At 54.1% G+C, this 14,493-nt stretch carries 14 protein-coding genes; 2 read left to right on the top strand and 12 right to left on the bottom strand.

The window, feature by feature from the left end; genetic code table 11:
* Window position 1: 1 nt before the first annotated feature.
* The 6 genes from purB to L215_RS0108810 form a co-directional block, all read right to left on the bottom strand.
* Window positions 2-1,336, bottom strand: coding sequence for an adenylosuccinate lyase (gene purB / locus L215_RS0108835; RefSeq protein ID WP_027451666.1), 1,335 nt, complete (start codon window positions 1,334-1,336; stop codon window positions 2-4).
* A gap of 181 nt (window positions 1,337-1,517) precedes the next feature.
* A complete protein-coding gene (rplT, locus tag L215_RS0108830; RefSeq protein WP_027451665.1) occupies window positions 1,518-1,865 on the bottom strand; it encodes a 50S ribosomal protein L20 in 348 nt (115 codons plus the stop codon).
* Between the two features lie 58 nt (window positions 1,866-1,923).
* Entirely contained in the window at window positions 1,924-2,118 is a 195-nt protein-coding gene (gene rpmI / locus L215_RS0108825) for a 50S ribosomal protein L35 (protein ID WP_025883280.1), read from the bottom strand.
* Between the two features lie 159 nt (window positions 2,119-2,277).
* The gene (gene infC / locus L215_RS0108820) at window positions 2,278-2,907 is read right to left on the bottom strand and encodes a translation initiation factor IF-3 (protein ID WP_025883281.1); all 630 of its coding nucleotides are present in this window, start codon (window positions 2,905-2,907) and stop codon (window positions 2,278-2,280) included.
* 102 nt (window positions 2,908-3,009) lie between these two features.
* Complete coding sequence (gene thrS, locus L215_RS0108815; RefSeq protein WP_027451664.1) at window positions 3,010-4,962, bottom strand: threonine--tRNA ligase; 1,953 nt, start codon at window positions 4,960-4,962, stop codon at window positions 3,010-3,012.
* A gap of 297 nt (window positions 4,963-5,259) precedes the next feature.
* A complete protein-coding gene (locus L215_RS0108810) occupies window positions 5,260-5,835 on the bottom strand; it encodes an anthranilate synthase component II (protein ID WP_025883285.1) in 576 nt (191 codons plus the stop codon).
* A gap of 252 nt (window positions 5,836-6,087) precedes the next feature.
* On the opposite strand from L215_RS0108810, the gene L215_RS0108805 reads away from it, so the two are divergent.
* Both L215_RS0108805 and L215_RS0108800 read left to right on the top strand, forming a co-directional pair.
* Window positions 6,088-7,056 carry an aminodeoxychorismate synthase component I gene (locus L215_RS0108805; RefSeq protein WP_025883287.1) on the top strand — a complete coding sequence of 323 codons (969 nt, stop codon included), beginning with the start codon at window positions 6,088-6,090 and terminating at the stop codon, window positions 7,054-7,056.
* The gene (locus L215_RS0108800) at window positions 7,053-7,658 is read left to right on the top strand and encodes an aminotransferase class IV (protein WP_025883288.1); all 606 of its coding nucleotides are present in this window, start codon (window positions 7,053-7,055) and stop codon (window positions 7,656-7,658) included. Before L215_RS0108805 ends, L215_RS0108800 begins: the two co-directional genes overlap by 4 nt.
* A gap of 347 nt (window positions 7,659-8,005) precedes the next feature.
* On the opposite strand, the gene rpmH is transcribed toward L215_RS0108800, so the two are convergent.
* From rpmH to L215_RS0108770, 6 genes are all read right to left on the bottom strand, one after another.
* A complete protein-coding gene (rpmH, locus tag L215_RS0108795) occupies window positions 8,006-8,152 on the bottom strand; it encodes a 50S ribosomal protein L34 (RefSeq protein WP_007364380.1) in 147 nt (48 codons plus the stop codon).
* 514 nt (window positions 8,153-8,666) lie between these two features.
* Complete coding sequence (locus L215_RS09540) at window positions 8,667-9,668, bottom strand: Ig-like domain-containing protein (protein WP_025883289.1); 1,002 nt, start codon at window positions 9,666-9,668, stop codon at window positions 8,667-8,669.
* Between the two features lie 140 nt (window positions 9,669-9,808).
* Window positions 9,809-10,606 carry a thymidylate synthase gene (locus tag L215_RS0108785; protein ID WP_007364401.1) on the bottom strand — a complete coding sequence of 266 codons (798 nt, stop codon included), beginning with the start codon at window positions 10,604-10,606 and terminating at the stop codon, window positions 9,809-9,811.
* Between the two features lie 194 nt (window positions 10,607-10,800).
* Entirely contained in the window at window positions 10,801-12,531 is a 1,731-nt protein-coding gene (locus tag L215_RS0108780) for an acyl-CoA dehydrogenase family protein (protein ID WP_027451663.1), read from the bottom strand.
* Between the two features lie 21 nt (window positions 12,532-12,552).
* Window positions 12,553-13,566 carry an electron transfer flavoprotein subunit alpha/FixB family protein gene (locus L215_RS0108775; protein ID WP_027451662.1) on the bottom strand — a complete coding sequence of 338 codons (1,014 nt, stop codon included), beginning with the start codon at window positions 13,564-13,566 and terminating at the stop codon, window positions 12,553-12,555.
* A 40-nt stretch (window positions 13,567-13,606) separates the two neighbouring features.
* Entirely contained in the window at window positions 13,607-14,491 is an 885-nt protein-coding gene (locus L215_RS0108770; RefSeq protein WP_025883290.1) for an electron transfer flavoprotein subunit beta/FixA family protein, read from the bottom strand.
* Window positions 14,492-14,493 lie beyond the last annotated feature (2 nt).

The following is a 14,493-nucleotide window of genomic DNA, read 5'->3' as shown; positions in this document are numbered from 1 at the left end:
ACTAGAGCCCCACGTAGTTGTGCGGGGTGATCTGACGGAGCTCCGCCTTGACCTCCTCGGCAACTTCAAGCGTATCGATGAAGTGAGCGATCGTCTCTTGGCTTATCTCCTCTCCCGTACGGGTCAGAGCCTTGAGCGTCTCGTAGGGGTGTGGATAACCCTCACGGCGGAGGATCGTCTGGATAGCCTCGGCGACGACAGCCCAGTTGCAGTCGAGGTCATGAGCGATGCGCTCGGGGTGAATGACCAGCTTGCCGAGTCCCTTGGAGAGACTGCTGAAAGCGATCATCGTGTAGCCCATCGGAACGAGCTGATTGCGGATCACCGTTGAGTCGGTTAGGTCACGCTGCAGACGAGAGATAGGAAGCTTGGAGGCTAGATGCAGAGCCACCGCATTAGCTAGCCCGAGATTGCCCTCGGCATTCTCAAAGTCAATGGGGTTAACCTTGTGAGGCATGGCACTGGAGCCAACCTCTCCCGCCTTGATCTTCTGCCCGAAGTAACCCATAGAGATGTAGCTCCAGAAGTCTCGAGCGAGATCGATGAGGATTGTGTTGATACGCGCCATCGCCTCAAAGAGAGCGGCGAGATTGTCGTAGTTGGAGATCTGCGTCGTGTACTGCTCACGCTCCAGACCTAGTGATGTGAGGAAGCTGTTGCCAAAAGCAACCCAGTCAATCGCTGGGTAGGCGACATGGTGCGCATTGAAGTTGCCCGTGGCTCCGCCAAACTTGCCCGTGATGGGCACCTGCTCCAAAGCTTTCGTCTGCTGCTCCAAGCGATAGACGAAGACCATGATCTCTTTGCCTAGACGCGTCGGGCTAGCAGGCTGACCATGCGTACGAGCCAGCATAGCGACATCGTGCCACTCATTGGCGAGCTGACGAAGCTGCTCGATGAGCTTCTGAAGGGTAGGGAGGTAAACCTCGTGCAGCGCCTCACGAAGCATGAGCGGGAAGGCGGTATTATTGACATCTTGTGAAGTTAGTCCGAAGTGGACATACTCCTCTATCTCCTCTAGTCCGAGCTGAGGGAGGTGACGCTTGATGTAGTACTCGACAGCCTTGACATCGTGATTGGTCGTAGCCTCTATATCCTTGACCTCCTGCGCAGCCTCTGTGGACCACTCCTTGTAGAGCTTTCGTAGAGCCTGTTGCTTAGTCTCAGTGATGGCTTTGCTTAGTGCGGGTATCGCTTGGGTGAGTGCTATGAGGTACTCCACCTCGATGCGTACACGATAGCGGATGAGCGCCGACTCAGAGCTATAAGCAGCTAGGGGAGCCGTCTTGCTCGCATAGCGACCATCTAGGGGAGAGATTGCTTGAAGAGCGGACATACTGTTGTGGATTGAAGAGTGTGGTAAGATGACAAAAGGAGCCTGCTACCCTCCGGTAGCAACTCGATAGGAGATAGATTAAATGAATGACTAGACGCAAGACTCAAGATCGTGATGTCGTAAAGGAGACATCGTGCGTCCTGTGTCTTGCGCCTAGGCTCTGTATTAGAGGAGTGCTCGTTTAGCCTCTAGCCTTTTCGCAGATAGACTTAAAGGCTTCGGGATTGTTCATAGCGAGGTCAGCGAGGACCTTACGATTGATCTCAATCCCCTGCTTGTGTAGGGCACCCATGAGTGTAGAGTAGGTCATACCCTCTAGGCGTGCAGCCGCATTGATACGCTGTATCCATAGAGCACGGAAAGAGCGCTTCTTATTCTTGCGGTCACGGTAGGCATAGGTGAGACCCTTCTCCCAGCCATTCTTGGCTACGGTCCATACGTTTCTGCGGGCACCGATGTATCCGCGTGTTAGCTTGAGTATTCTCTTGCGCTTAGCTCGTGAAGCGACGTGATTTACTGATCTAGGCATTTCTTGTGTCGATTAGTGTGTTTGATAGATACGTACTAAACTCTGTTGAATCCTCGGTTTAGAGGTTGAGCATCTCCTTAACGCTATGCTCATTGTGCGGGTGCACGAGAGCAGTGTAGGTAAGATTGCGCTTACGCTTCTTGCTCTTTTTGGTGAGGATGTGACTCTTGTACGCATGCTTACGCTTAATGCGTCCGCTACCTGTCAGGAAAAAACGCTTCTTAGCGCCTGATACTGTCTTCTGTTTAGGCATTTTGTTTGGATTTTGATTTGTGTGAAACTATTGTTAGACTCACCCCTCCGACCAACTACCTAGAGGCACGCCTATGCCCGTTTGGATAGTCTGCTACGCACCTGGCGTAGCGGGTGGAGTAGGTGGATTTACTTGCTTATGAATGTGTCTGTGTTATGACTATTCGCTATCGTTTTCCTCAGATGCTTCCTGATCCGTCGGCTCCTCGCTGGTCTGCTTCGGCTCCTTCTTCTTACCCTTGGCAGAGGCGGGCTTGGGCGCCAACATAATCGTCATGCGCTTACCCTCTAGCACGGGCATACTCTCCACACGTGCTAGCTCCTCTAGGTCATTGGCAAAGCGGAGAAGAAGTATCTCGCCCTGATCCTTAAAGAGGATGCTGCGACCACGGAAGAAGACGTACGCCTTGACCTTAAAGCCATCCTTGAGAAAGCCCTCGGCGTGACGTAGCTTGAAGTTGTAGTCGTGGTCATCTGTCTGAGGCCCGAAGCGAATCTCCTTGACCACCACCTTAGCCTGCTTAGCCTTCTGCTCCTTCTGTCGCTTCTTCTGCTGATAGAGAAACTTCTGATAGTCAGTCACACGACATACGGGAGGCTCTGCGTTTGGCGAGATCTCCACAAGGTCTAGCCCCTGAAGCTCAGCTATACGACGAGCCTGTTGGATAGGGTAGACTCCCTGATCTACGTTGTCACCGACCAGACGTACCTCGCGGTGAGGTATCTGCTCGTTGATGCGGTTCGGTTGCTCTTTGATGGGTGGACGTCTGAAATTTCTACTGTTTGCCATTCGTCTGCAATTAGCAGTTAGTGATTTGTTAGCAGTGTGCTAGGTTTGGTTATTGGATCAAGTACTTAGATTGATGCGATCTGTCGGGATAAAGGGTGGGGACTACGCATTAGCGTTCATCTGACTCTCTATCTCCTGAAGGATACGCTCGGCAAAGGTACTAATTTTTTCTGTACCAGCATCACCCTCGCCTTGCTTACGCACTGAGACTGTGCCGTCAGCTTGCTCCTGCTCACCGACGATCAGCATGTAGGGGATGCGCTTGAGCTCATTGTCACGGATCTTGCGACCCACCTTCTCGTTGCGGTCATCGACCGATACGTTGATGTCATGCTCGCCTAGAGTTGCTGCCACCTCGTATGCGTATTCGTTGAAGCGCTCTGAGACTGGTAGTATGACCACCTGGTCGGGAGCCAGCCAGAGGGGGAACTTGCCCGCCGTGTGCTCTATGAGTACCGCTACGAATCGCTCCATCGACCCAAAGGGTGCGCGGTGTATCATCACCGGACGGTGCTTCTGATTGTCCTCGCCGGTGTACTCTAGCTCAAAGCGCTCGGGTAGGTTGTAGTCGACCTGGATCGTACCCAGCTGCCAGCGTCTACCGAGAGCATCCTTGACCATAAAGTCAAGCTTTGGTCCGTAGAAAGCAGCCTCGTCGTACTCAACGTGAGCGGGTAGACCAGCCTCCTGACAAGCCTCGATGATAGCTTGCTCAGCACGATCCCAGTTCTCCTCGCTACCGATGTACTTGCTACGGTCAGTCTGGCTGCGTAGCGAGATCTGCGCCTCAAAGTTCTCAAAGTCTAGCGCTCTAAAGATGATGAAGATGATCTCCATCACCTTGAGGAACTCCTCCTTGACCTGATCAGGACGGCAGAAGATGTGGGCATCGTCTTGCGTGAAGCCACGTACACGTGTCAATCCGTGTAGCTCACCGCTCTGCTCGTAGCGATAGACTGTACCAAACTCAGCCAGACGCACAGGCAGATCCCTGTAGGAGTGTGGCTTGAGCTTGTATATCTCGCAGTGGTGGGGGCAGTTCATCGGTTTAAGCATGAAAGCCTCCCCCTCTTGCGGTGTCGTGATTACTTGAAATGAGTCAGCACCATACTTAGCATAGTGGCCACTCGTCTTGTATAGCTCCACATTGCCGATGTGAGGTGTCATCACCTGCTGATAGCCGTAGCGCTTTTGGATACGCTTGAGGAAGTCCTCCAGCTTGAGTCTGAGCTGTGTGCCACGTGGTAGCCAGAGAGGCAAGCCCTGTCCGACACGCTGTGAGAAGGCGAAGAGCTCCAGCTCCTTACCTATCTTACGGTGGTCGCGCTTCTTTGCCTCTTCGAGCAAAGCAAGGTACTCATCCAGGAGTTTCTTCTTTGGGAAGGTGATACCATATATACGAGTCAACTGCTTGCGCGTCTCATCGCCACGCCAGTAAGCGCCAGCCACGCTCAGCAGCTTGACTGCCTTGATAGGTGCGGTAGAGGGAAGGTGCGGACCACGGCATAGGTCGGTGAAGGCACCCTGCGTATAGGTCGTGATGGTGCCATCCTCTAGATCGTTGATTAGCTCTAGCTTGTAGCCCTGTCCCGTCTTCTTGAAGAAGTCCAGCGCATCGCTCTTAGAGATCGCTTTGCGCTCGAGCGTCTCCTTGCGACGCGCCAATTCGAGCATCTTAGCCTCGATCTTCGGTAGATCCTCCGCTTTGATTAGCTCATCGCCAGTATCTATATCATAGTAAAAGCCCGCCTCGATAGCAGGTCCTATGCCAAACTGTACGCCAGGGTAAAGCTCCTGCAGTGCCTCCGCCATCAGGTGAGCCGAGGTGTGCCAGAAAGCGTGCTTACCACCCTCGTCCTCCCACTTGAGGAGCTTGATGTGGGCGTCCTGCATGAGCGGAGTGCGCACATCTATGAGTTTGCCATCGCACTCGGCCGCTAGGACCTCCTGCGCCAGTCGCTCGCTGATGCTATTAGCTATATCTAGCGGGGTCGAGCCCTGCTTCATTTCCTTAACACTCCCATCGGGTAGCGTGATATGTATCTGATCAGACATAAGTGGTGTGTTGTAGTCGACTAAAAAGGAGACCGTTGCCACGGCAACATGCTCCAAAAGGTATATACACCGCAAAGGTACAAAAAAAGCACTCACGGATATCCCTCCGCACATTTCACTCTGACGTACAGTCCGCTCGGAGCGCATCGGACGAGTAACCCGCCGTAGTAGCGCACGATCGTTACTCGTCCATCGGGTTGTCCGATTTGCGATAGAGTTCGCTTTTTGAAAAGCGACTTTTCGTGCGAAAGTAGCTTTTGGAAAAGTGATTTTGGCTGAAGGGCGGGGGGAGGGGCGCTAGAGCTGGGCGATGAAGTTGTGCAGATAGCAGCGTCCGTGGTCGGAGATGTAGCTCTCGGGGTGAAACTGTACGCCCCAGAGCGGCAGGTCGCAATGCCGTAGCGCCATGATGGTGCCGTCGGACTGCGCGTGTGCCGAGACTTGTAGCGTGTCGGGGAGGTTGTCTGGCTGCACGACCCACGAGTGATACCGACCGATGTGGCTACCTGTCGGGATGTCTCGTAGCAGTTCGTCGTGATGCTCGATGATGAGTTGGTCGGTATGCCCGTGGAGGGGTGCGCGAAGCTGCACTAACTCAGCACCGCAGTAGGCTGCGAGTGCTTGATGTCCTAGGCAGACACCCAGCATGGGTAGCTCCGTGTGGTAGCTGTCGATGAGCTCCATCAGATGGCTCTGCTCCGTGGGGATCCCAGGCCCTGGAGAGAGTAGGATGCCGTGACTGCGCGCTACCATGGCGGGCGTGATCTGCTCCGTGTAGTGTATCTCCAGGGTGCACTCGTCGAGCTGGCGCAAGAGTTCTACGAGGTTGTAGACAAAGGAGTCGTGATTGTCGGCTATCAGTAGATGTTTCATTACAAGCCACGAAGATAGTATATTTGCAGATACAAACGAAGCTTGGGATGCAGAAAGAGTGAATGATATGTCCAAACGCCCTTGACGGGTAACGATTTGTAGGGACGCACGATCGTGTCTAGAGGGAGGGCGTCCGTCCCCGTTAAAACAACGATGCTGTAACCTTTGACACAACGGACGCTCGACCGAGCGTCCCTACAAGCCGTTACTCGTCTCGTGGAGCGGATACATAATGCAGAAAGAGTGAATGATATGAAGCAATCGATGATTGATAGGCTCAACGAACTGGGCGGGCAGGGCAAGCCCTTTGTCTTCTGCCTAGACTACGAGATGAGCGAACTGATCCTTCTGGAGGAGCCATTGGCGCAGCAAGAGCTACTCTTCGATATTGGTGGCGTGACCAATCGCTTGGCACGCTCCGTGAGCGATACGCCTGCTGTGCTACGCGCCACGCCGATCAGCGAGGAGGCTTATGCGGAGCGTTTCGCAGTGATCCGTCATGCGTTGGAGCGGGGCGATAGCTTTTTGGCCAATCTGACGGTGGCGACTCCCATAGAGCTGAATATCTCGCTGGAAGAGGTCTTCCTTCGTTCGCAAGCTCGCTATAAGTGCTATCTGCCAGGGCGGTTCGTTTGCTTTTCGCCTGAGACCTTCGTGCGCATCGTGGGGAATGAGATTAGTTGCTACCCGATGAAGGGGACGATAGATGCGACCCTGCCCGATGCAGCTGCGACGATCCTCAGCGACTACAAGGAGACGGCCGAGCACTACACGATCACTGATCTGATACGCAACGACTTGAGCTGCGTGAGCCACGACGTGGCGGTGAGGCGCTTTAGGTATATCGATGAATTGGTTACTAGTCGTGGACACTTGCTTCAGGTGAGCTCGGAGATCGTTGGGCAGCTTGCTCCCGACTGGCGTGCTCATCTCGGGAGTATCCTGAGCGAACTGCTCCCGGCGGGCTCTATTAGCGGAGCGCCCAAGGAGGCGACCGTACGGGCTATCGCCACAGCGGAGGGGGAGCCGAGAGGCTTTTACACGGGCATCTGTGGATACTTCGACGGGGAGACGCTGGACAGTGGCGTGATGATACGCTTCATAGAGCAGCAGGCGGATGGAGCGCTGCGCTACCGTAGCGGTGGCGGGATCACGATCAATAGTCACTGTGCGGAGGAGTATCGGGAGGTGTGTCAGAAAGTTTATCTACCATTCGTATGAGTCGAGTACCGTTATTACTAGAGAGCATCCGCTACGTAGATGGCGAGCCGGAGCTGCTGCCCCTGCACCAAGAGCGTGTCGACCGGTCGCTCGCTGAGTATGGCGTCAAGCCTCGCTGGCGACTGGCGGACTATCTGGCGCAGCACCCTTGTCCGGCGTCACTCATGGGGGTGGTCAAGTGTCGTCTCCTATATGATGCGGAGCCTCTGGAGGTGGGCTACGCTCCTTATCATCGGCGTACGATCGGATCGCTAAGAGCTGTCGCTGCGCCTGCGCTGGACTACCATCTCAAGTGGGCCGACCGGGAAGCTTTGCAAGCACTACTGGAGTTGCGTGGTGAGGCGGATGAGATCGTGATCGTCAATGAGGAGGGCTTGCTCACGGACAGCTCCTACACGAATATCGCTTTGCGCCAAGGGAATCGCTGGTACACGCCTCGTGTGCCACTACTTGCTGGGGTGCAGCGCGCGCATCTGATCGCCGAGGGCGTACTGACACCTCGAGACATACCGCTCGCTACACTACCCGCCTACGATCGCATCGCCCTCATCAATGCGATGATGCCGTGGTCGGAGCGGATAGAATTAGAGATTAGAAGTTAGAGATTAGAGATTAGAGGTTAGAGGCTAGAGGGACGAGTAGCACTTTGTAGGGACGCACGGTCGTGCGTCCGTTGTATCAAAGGTTATAGCGTTGTGGTTTTAACGGGGACGGACGCTCGACCGAGCGTCCCTACAGCCGTTACACGTCTTGCTGTACTACAACGGACGCACGACCGTGCGTCCCTACAAAGGGTTACATGTTAAGAGGATTCTCTCTCGCTCTCTTGACAAAAACAGGCTCACACCCAGAGTGACGTATGCTCTAGGTGTGAGCCTGCACATGCGCTAGATAGGGAGCTATCTAGAGCATGTAACCTTATGGGTTAGGAAAGAGGTGCGACGGGATACTAGTACTCGTCAGATACGGATAGCTTAGCGCGACCCTTGGCGCGACGCATAGCTAGTACCTTGCGACCTGATGCAGTCGCCATACGAGCTCTAAATCCGTGCTTGTTCTTTCTCTTACGGTTCGATGGTTGGAATGTACGCTTCATATCGGTATGTCTCTGATGCTTATGATTACTATGGTGAAGGACTCACTCGCTATGAGTAAAGGCTTCGGTTGGCAAAGGTACAAAAAATATATTTACCCGTCGCCTCTACTTCGCAAAAAACTTACGAACAACCCTTTGTAGGGTCACACTTGACGAGTAACGATTTGCGGAGTATAGGGTAGGGACGGACCTGAGTGTCCGTCCGTTATTGACAAGCGACTAATATGCCCACATTTATTTATCGGGCGGACACGCAGGTCCGCCCCCACGAATGATTACACCTATCGCTTTGACACAACGGTCCCTCTCCCGCTAGGCACGCTATCGTGCGTCCCGACGGTTTGCGTCTGACCTTTTGTCTAGGCATGTGAGTAACGGGGGCTGACAGCTGTGGTATGGTGGCTTATAAAAAGAACCATCCGCTCTTCCTTGCTAGGCAAAGAGGAGCGGATGGCATACGCTAGGAGTACTATGGTGTAGTCGTATTTGTGCTACAGCATAGTCTCACGGGTGATTACTTATTCTTGCGAAGTAGCATGCTTAGATCAACGTTCTCATCAAGTACTGGGCGAATAGCCGTACGAGTAGCTAGAGATGACGGTGCCTTAGGACCTCTGCAAGTGATCTGGAAGCTAACAATGTAGACAATTCCATCTTTTGGATCATCAACCTTATCAGAATAAGCCAAAAGCTCTAGAGGCTGATCTTTTCCTCTTGATAGGTTGTAAGCACTAAACGCATTTGATCCATCTTTTAGTGTGCCTGAAGAATAGTCCTCTGTAAAGCCGTAAGCCTTAGCAACGGTTCTGATCAACTTGTTTATCTCCTTGCCATTTGCATCAAGCTTATCTTCTGGTGCGAGAGGATCAATTCCCTTCCACGCACTCTGAGTGCCTACACAGAATTTATTGCCCTTTTTAGGGTTGTGATAGTATGCGAAGCCTTTCATCTGCCAATCCTGAGCCTTTTCCTCTGGAGCTTGGAATAGGAAAGCCATATCGCTATTTGGATCATTTTTGTAATGCGTGAACTCCCAACCCTTAGAGGTCATAGCGTAGATAATCTCTTGCTGCTTAGCCTTTGTTAGGTCAGCTGCTTTGTAAGGCATGTAGATCGCAGGGATTTTCTTCTCCAGTCCATTGTCGTAAAGACCGATGTACATATCGTCCTTGAGGTCAGCGAGAGGAATAACCTTAACAGTTACATCCTTAGTAGCAGTACCTGCGGTTACGGTCACTGTGGTCTTGCCCTCAGCGACACCTGTGATGACGCCCTTCTTGTCGACAGTTGCGATAGCGGGATCCTTAGAGATGCAAGTGTACTCAGCGTTAGCTGGCTTGGTCTTGATCTCTAGAGCTGCGGTCTTGCCAATCATTACAGTTAGATTGTCTGGACTAACAGCAAGCTTGACATCTGTGGGTGTGGGGTTATTGCCTTTGTTGTCCTTCTTACAGGACGAGAAGCACAGTGTGAGTGCTGTGAGCGCTGCGAGCGCTAGTAAGATTTTTTTTGTCATAGTTATTGTGTTGGTTATTGGTGAATGTCTATTTGTAAGATGATAGGCTCTGTCGTCTACCCTCCTGATGCAAAGATAACAATATCTTTTGAATTAACAAGCGGTGAAGAAAGTGTGAGGAGAGAGCTATCTTGCGGAAACTAGACGGAGACGGGCGCAGGGATGTGCGGATAGGGGTTGTAATCGGTGAGGGTGAAGTCGTCGTAGACGAAGTCGAAGAGCGACTGCCCTCGGTCTCGGAGGGTCATCGTAGGGAGTGGGCGTGGCGTGCGGGTGAGCTGCAGTCGCGCCTGCTCGAGATGGTTCTTATATAAATGTGCATCGCCAAGGGTGTGGATGAAGCGTCCGGGGCGTAGCCCTGTGACTTGCGCTGTCATCATGAGGAGGAGGGCGTAGGAGGCGATGTTGAAGGGGACCCCGAGGAAGATGTCGGCACTGCGCTGATAGAGCTGCAGGTCTAGTTTGTCCCCCACGACGTAGTACTGCATGAGACAGTGACAGGGGGAGAGGTGCATGAGGGGTAGGTCGGCAACGTTCCACGCTGAGACGACTATGCGGCGGCTGTCGGGCTGATGACGTATCAGGTCGAGCGCTTGCTGCATCTGGTCAATGGTCTGCCCCGTGTGTGGGTCGAACCAATGTCTCCACTGCGCCCCGTAGATGGGCCCTAGGTCGCCCGCTTCGTCGGCCCACTCGTCCCAGATAGAGACCTTGTTGTCGTGCAGGTACTGAAGGTTAGTATCGCCCTTGAGGAACCATAGTAGCTCGTGAATGATGCTGCGCAGGTGTAGCTTCTTGGTGGTGAGCAAGGGGAAGCCGTCGGCCAGGTCAAAGGTCATCTGATGTCCGAAGACACCGACGGTGCCAGTGCCCGTGCGGTCAGTACGTTCGTTGCCCTCGGTGAGGACACGCTCTATCAGGTCAAGGTATTGCTGCATAGTGGAGTGGGGAGAATAGGAGGTGTCTGAGCTATCTGAGCTATCGGAACTATCAGAGCTATCGGAGTGAATCTGATACAGATAGTCCTTGTAGGGACGCACGGTCGTATTTGTTTTGACGGGGACGGACGCTCAGATCGAGCGTCCCTACAAAGGGTTACTCGTATTGTGCGTCCGTCCGTGTCTACAGCCCTCTACGCCTCAGCGGGCGTAGAGGTCTGCACAGCGTAGTGCTGGAGCTGCTTGGGATCGAAGCGACGTATCTGCCCCTCGCACTTGTCCATCTCTCCACTGGCGTACTGTATATATACGTGTGTGGAGTGCTCGTAGAGGTCGGGACGCTCCTGCGCTGCGATGAGTAGCAGGTGTGCGAAGATGCAGTGCCCACACATCTCGACGAGACGACGAGCGTGGTAGTCGAGGAGGGTCTGATCCTTTGCCTCGGTGACGAGCTCGGTGCAAGCCTTGGCACGCTCTATCCAAGTGGCTAGTAGCTCCTTCGTCTCCTGCCACTCGGGCGAGACAGCTACCTGCTGGTACTCCTCTAGGCGTGCGAAGTATGTGCCCGTGGTGACGTGGCGGATAGCCGCTACGACCTGTAGCTGCGTGGTACCCTCGTAGATGTTGGTGATACGCACGTCACGATAGAGACGCTCGCAGGTGTAGTCCTTCATATAGCCTGAGCCACCGTATATCTGGATGCAGTCGTAGACGTTTTGGTTGGCTAGCTCGGTGCTCATGCCTTTGCCAATAGGCGTATAAGCGTCAGCCAGACGGCTGTAGTACTTCTGCTCCTTGCGCTCCTCGGGGGTAAGCTTGCGCTCACGAGCTATGTCGTCGTAAGCCTTGTACATATCCACGAAGCGGCTCGTCTCGTAGAGATGCGCACGGGTTGCGTCAGCCTTAGCACGTATGAGGGCTAGCATCTCATAGACAGCGGGGAACTTGTCGATGGCGTGCCCATACTGATGACGGTCAGCAGCGTAAGCCTTAGCCTCACGATAGGCAGCCTCGGAGATACCGACAGCTTGCGCCATGATGCCTAGACGAGCACCATTCATCAGAGACATGACGTAGCGAATGAGTCCTAGACGTCGATCACCACATAGCTCGGCTGGAGCATCCTTGAAGACAAGCTCGCAGGTGGGGACACCCTTGATACCCATCTTGTTCTCTATGCGGCGGACGGTCACGCCCCCCTTCTTAGCATCATAGATAAACATGGAGAGACCACGCGCATCCTTGGTTCCCTCCTCACTACGTGCCAGTACGAGGTGGATATCGGAATCGCCATTGGTGATAAAGCGCTTGACACCGTTGAGGTACCACTGCTGGTCAGCCTCATTGTAGGTAGCCTTGAGCATAACGGCCTGCAGGTCACTACCTGCATCAGGCTCGGTCAAGTCCATAGACATCGTCTCACCGGCGCAAACACGGGGGAGGAAGCGCTCACGCTGATCCTCAGAGCCAAACTCGTAAAGCGTCTCGGCGCAGTCCTGTAGTCCCCAGAGATTCTCAAAGCCAGCGTCAGCACGTGAGACCATGTCGGCAGCCATAATATAAGGAGTGATCGGCATGTTGAGTCCTCCGTAGCGACGGGGAAGTGCCATACCCATGAGTCCAGTCTGTCGTACGGTGTCTAGGTTTTGCGCCGTGAGCGGATCGTAAGAGACACGTCCCTCGTGGAGCGTTGGACCCGTCAGGTCCACCTCGGCTGCATTGGGCGCGATCACCTCGCCACACACCTCACCGACTATCTCTAGTACACGCTGGTAACTATCCAGCGCATCGGCATAGTCTGAGGGGGCATAGTCATACTGGTCAGCATCGGCGTAGTCACGCTCCTTAAGCCGTGCAATGCGCTCCATGAGCGGATGCTGGAGGTGGTACTGTATATGTGGATTGTCTGTATAGAAGTTTGCCATGATTCTGTCGTCTAGAGGGAATTACTTAGAGTTTTGCTTGTAGTACTTGATGAGCTTGGGGATAACCTCCTCGATACGTCCCGTGATGACGTAGTCAGCGATCGTGTTGATCGGAGCGTCGGGGTCCGTATTGATAGAGATGATCATGGAGCTCTCCTGCATACCAGCCACATGCTGTATCTGTCCACTAATACCGCAGGCGATGTATAGCTTAGGTCGTACGGTCACACCAGTCTGTCCTATCTGTCGCTCATGCTCGGTAAAGCCCGCATCGACGGCTGCACGCGTAGCACCTACCTCTCCGCCTAGGAGATCGGCCAGCTCGTGAAGCAGCTCAAAGCTCTCAGCACTACCGACACCGTAGCCTCCCGATACGATGATGGGGGCTCCGCCAAGGTTAATCTTGCTCTTGGCAACGTGGCGGTCGATGATCTCAATGACAAAGTCCTCATCATGAACGAAGTCAGCCACCGAATGGTTGATCACCTCGCCCTTGTGGTCAGCTTTGTAAATCTCCTTCTTCATCACACCAGGGCGTACTGTCGCCATCTGTGGACGATGCTCAGGGTTGACAATGGTTGCCACGATGTTGCCACCGAAAGCTGGGCGGATCTGGTAAAGGAGGTTCTTGAACTCCTTGTCCTTGTCTGTATAGTCGCCGATCTCCAGAGAGGTACAGTCAGCAGTTAGTCCGCTGCCGAGTGACGAGGAGACACGAGGTCCTAGGTCACGTCCTATGGTTGTCGCACCGAGGAGGCAGATCTGCGGCTTCTCCTGCTGGAATAGCTTGATGACGATGCTCGCGTGTGGTAGCGTTTGGTAATGCTCTAGACGAGGGTCTACGAAGAGGTGTAGCTTGTCTACGCCATAGGGCATGACCGTGTCGGCGATCCCCTCAGCGCGGTCGGTGATAGCTATCGCCTCTAGTGCCACGCCCAGCTGGTTGGCCAGTGAGCGCCCCTTGGTGAGTAGCTCTAGGCTGACGTCGTGTACGCTCCCATCTTCGATCTCTAGGTATACGAATAGATTGTTCATAGTCTGTCTTATTATATGGGTGTGCAAAAGCGGCACTCTTTCAGCCGATGGTGTGGTTTGCTAATAGGGTTTGTATCAAAGTCTCTAGGTCGGCATCGCTGCTGGAGAGGTGCATCACCTCCTTAGCCTTAAAGACGACGCTCTCGATACTCTTGACCTTCGTCGGAGAGCCCGAGAGACCGCACTGAACGATGTCTGCGCCCGTGCTCTCAGCCGTCAAGATGTCGATCGTCAGCTCCTCCGGATTGCGCTCTATACGCTTGCGCCATGTCTCGGGCAGTGCGTCTAGCTCTAGAGCCGAGGCTGCATACTTGTACTTCTGTACACGCTTAGCATTGCGCAGGCGACAGGGTGCTGCGCTGCCCGTGACCGTCAGCAGGAGTGGCTTGTGAGCACGTACCGTCTCCACGCCATGCTCCAGACGGCGGGTGATGGTGAGCTGGTCGCCCTCTATCTGATCGATCTGCTCGCAGTAGGTGACTACGTTGATGCCGAGCTTCTCACCCACCTGCGGCCCCACCTGAGCGGTGTCGCCATCGATAGCCTGACGGCCACCGAGGATGAGGTCGGGTAGTCCGCCCTTGTAGATATGACGTATAGCGCAGGCCAAAGCGTAGCTTGTGGCAAGCGTATCAGCCCCAGCGAAAGCTCTATCGGTCAGCAGGTAACCGTGGTCAGCGCCACGGTAGAGCGCCTCACGAATGATCTCAGCAGCACGGGGAGGCCCCATGGTGAGTACGGAGACACGGCAGTCGGGGTTCTGCTCCTTGATACGGAGCGCCTGCTCGAGCGCGTTTAGATCCTCGGGGTTAAAGATAGCGTCGAGGGCGGCACGGTTCACAGTGCCGTCAGCCTTCATAGCATCTTTGCCGACATTACGTGTGTCGGGGACTTGCTTGGCAAGTACGATGATATCTTTGATCATAT

Origin of the sequence: Porphyromonas uenonis DSM 23387 = JCM 13868, assembly GCF_000482365.1 — a bacterium.
Classification (GTDB): Bacteria; Bacteroidota; Bacteroidia; order Bacteroidales; family Porphyromonadaceae; genus Porphyromonas; species Porphyromonas uenonis.
Note: the sequence above shows the minus strand (reverse complement) of the source record. Positions and strands in the feature narration are given on the sequence as shown.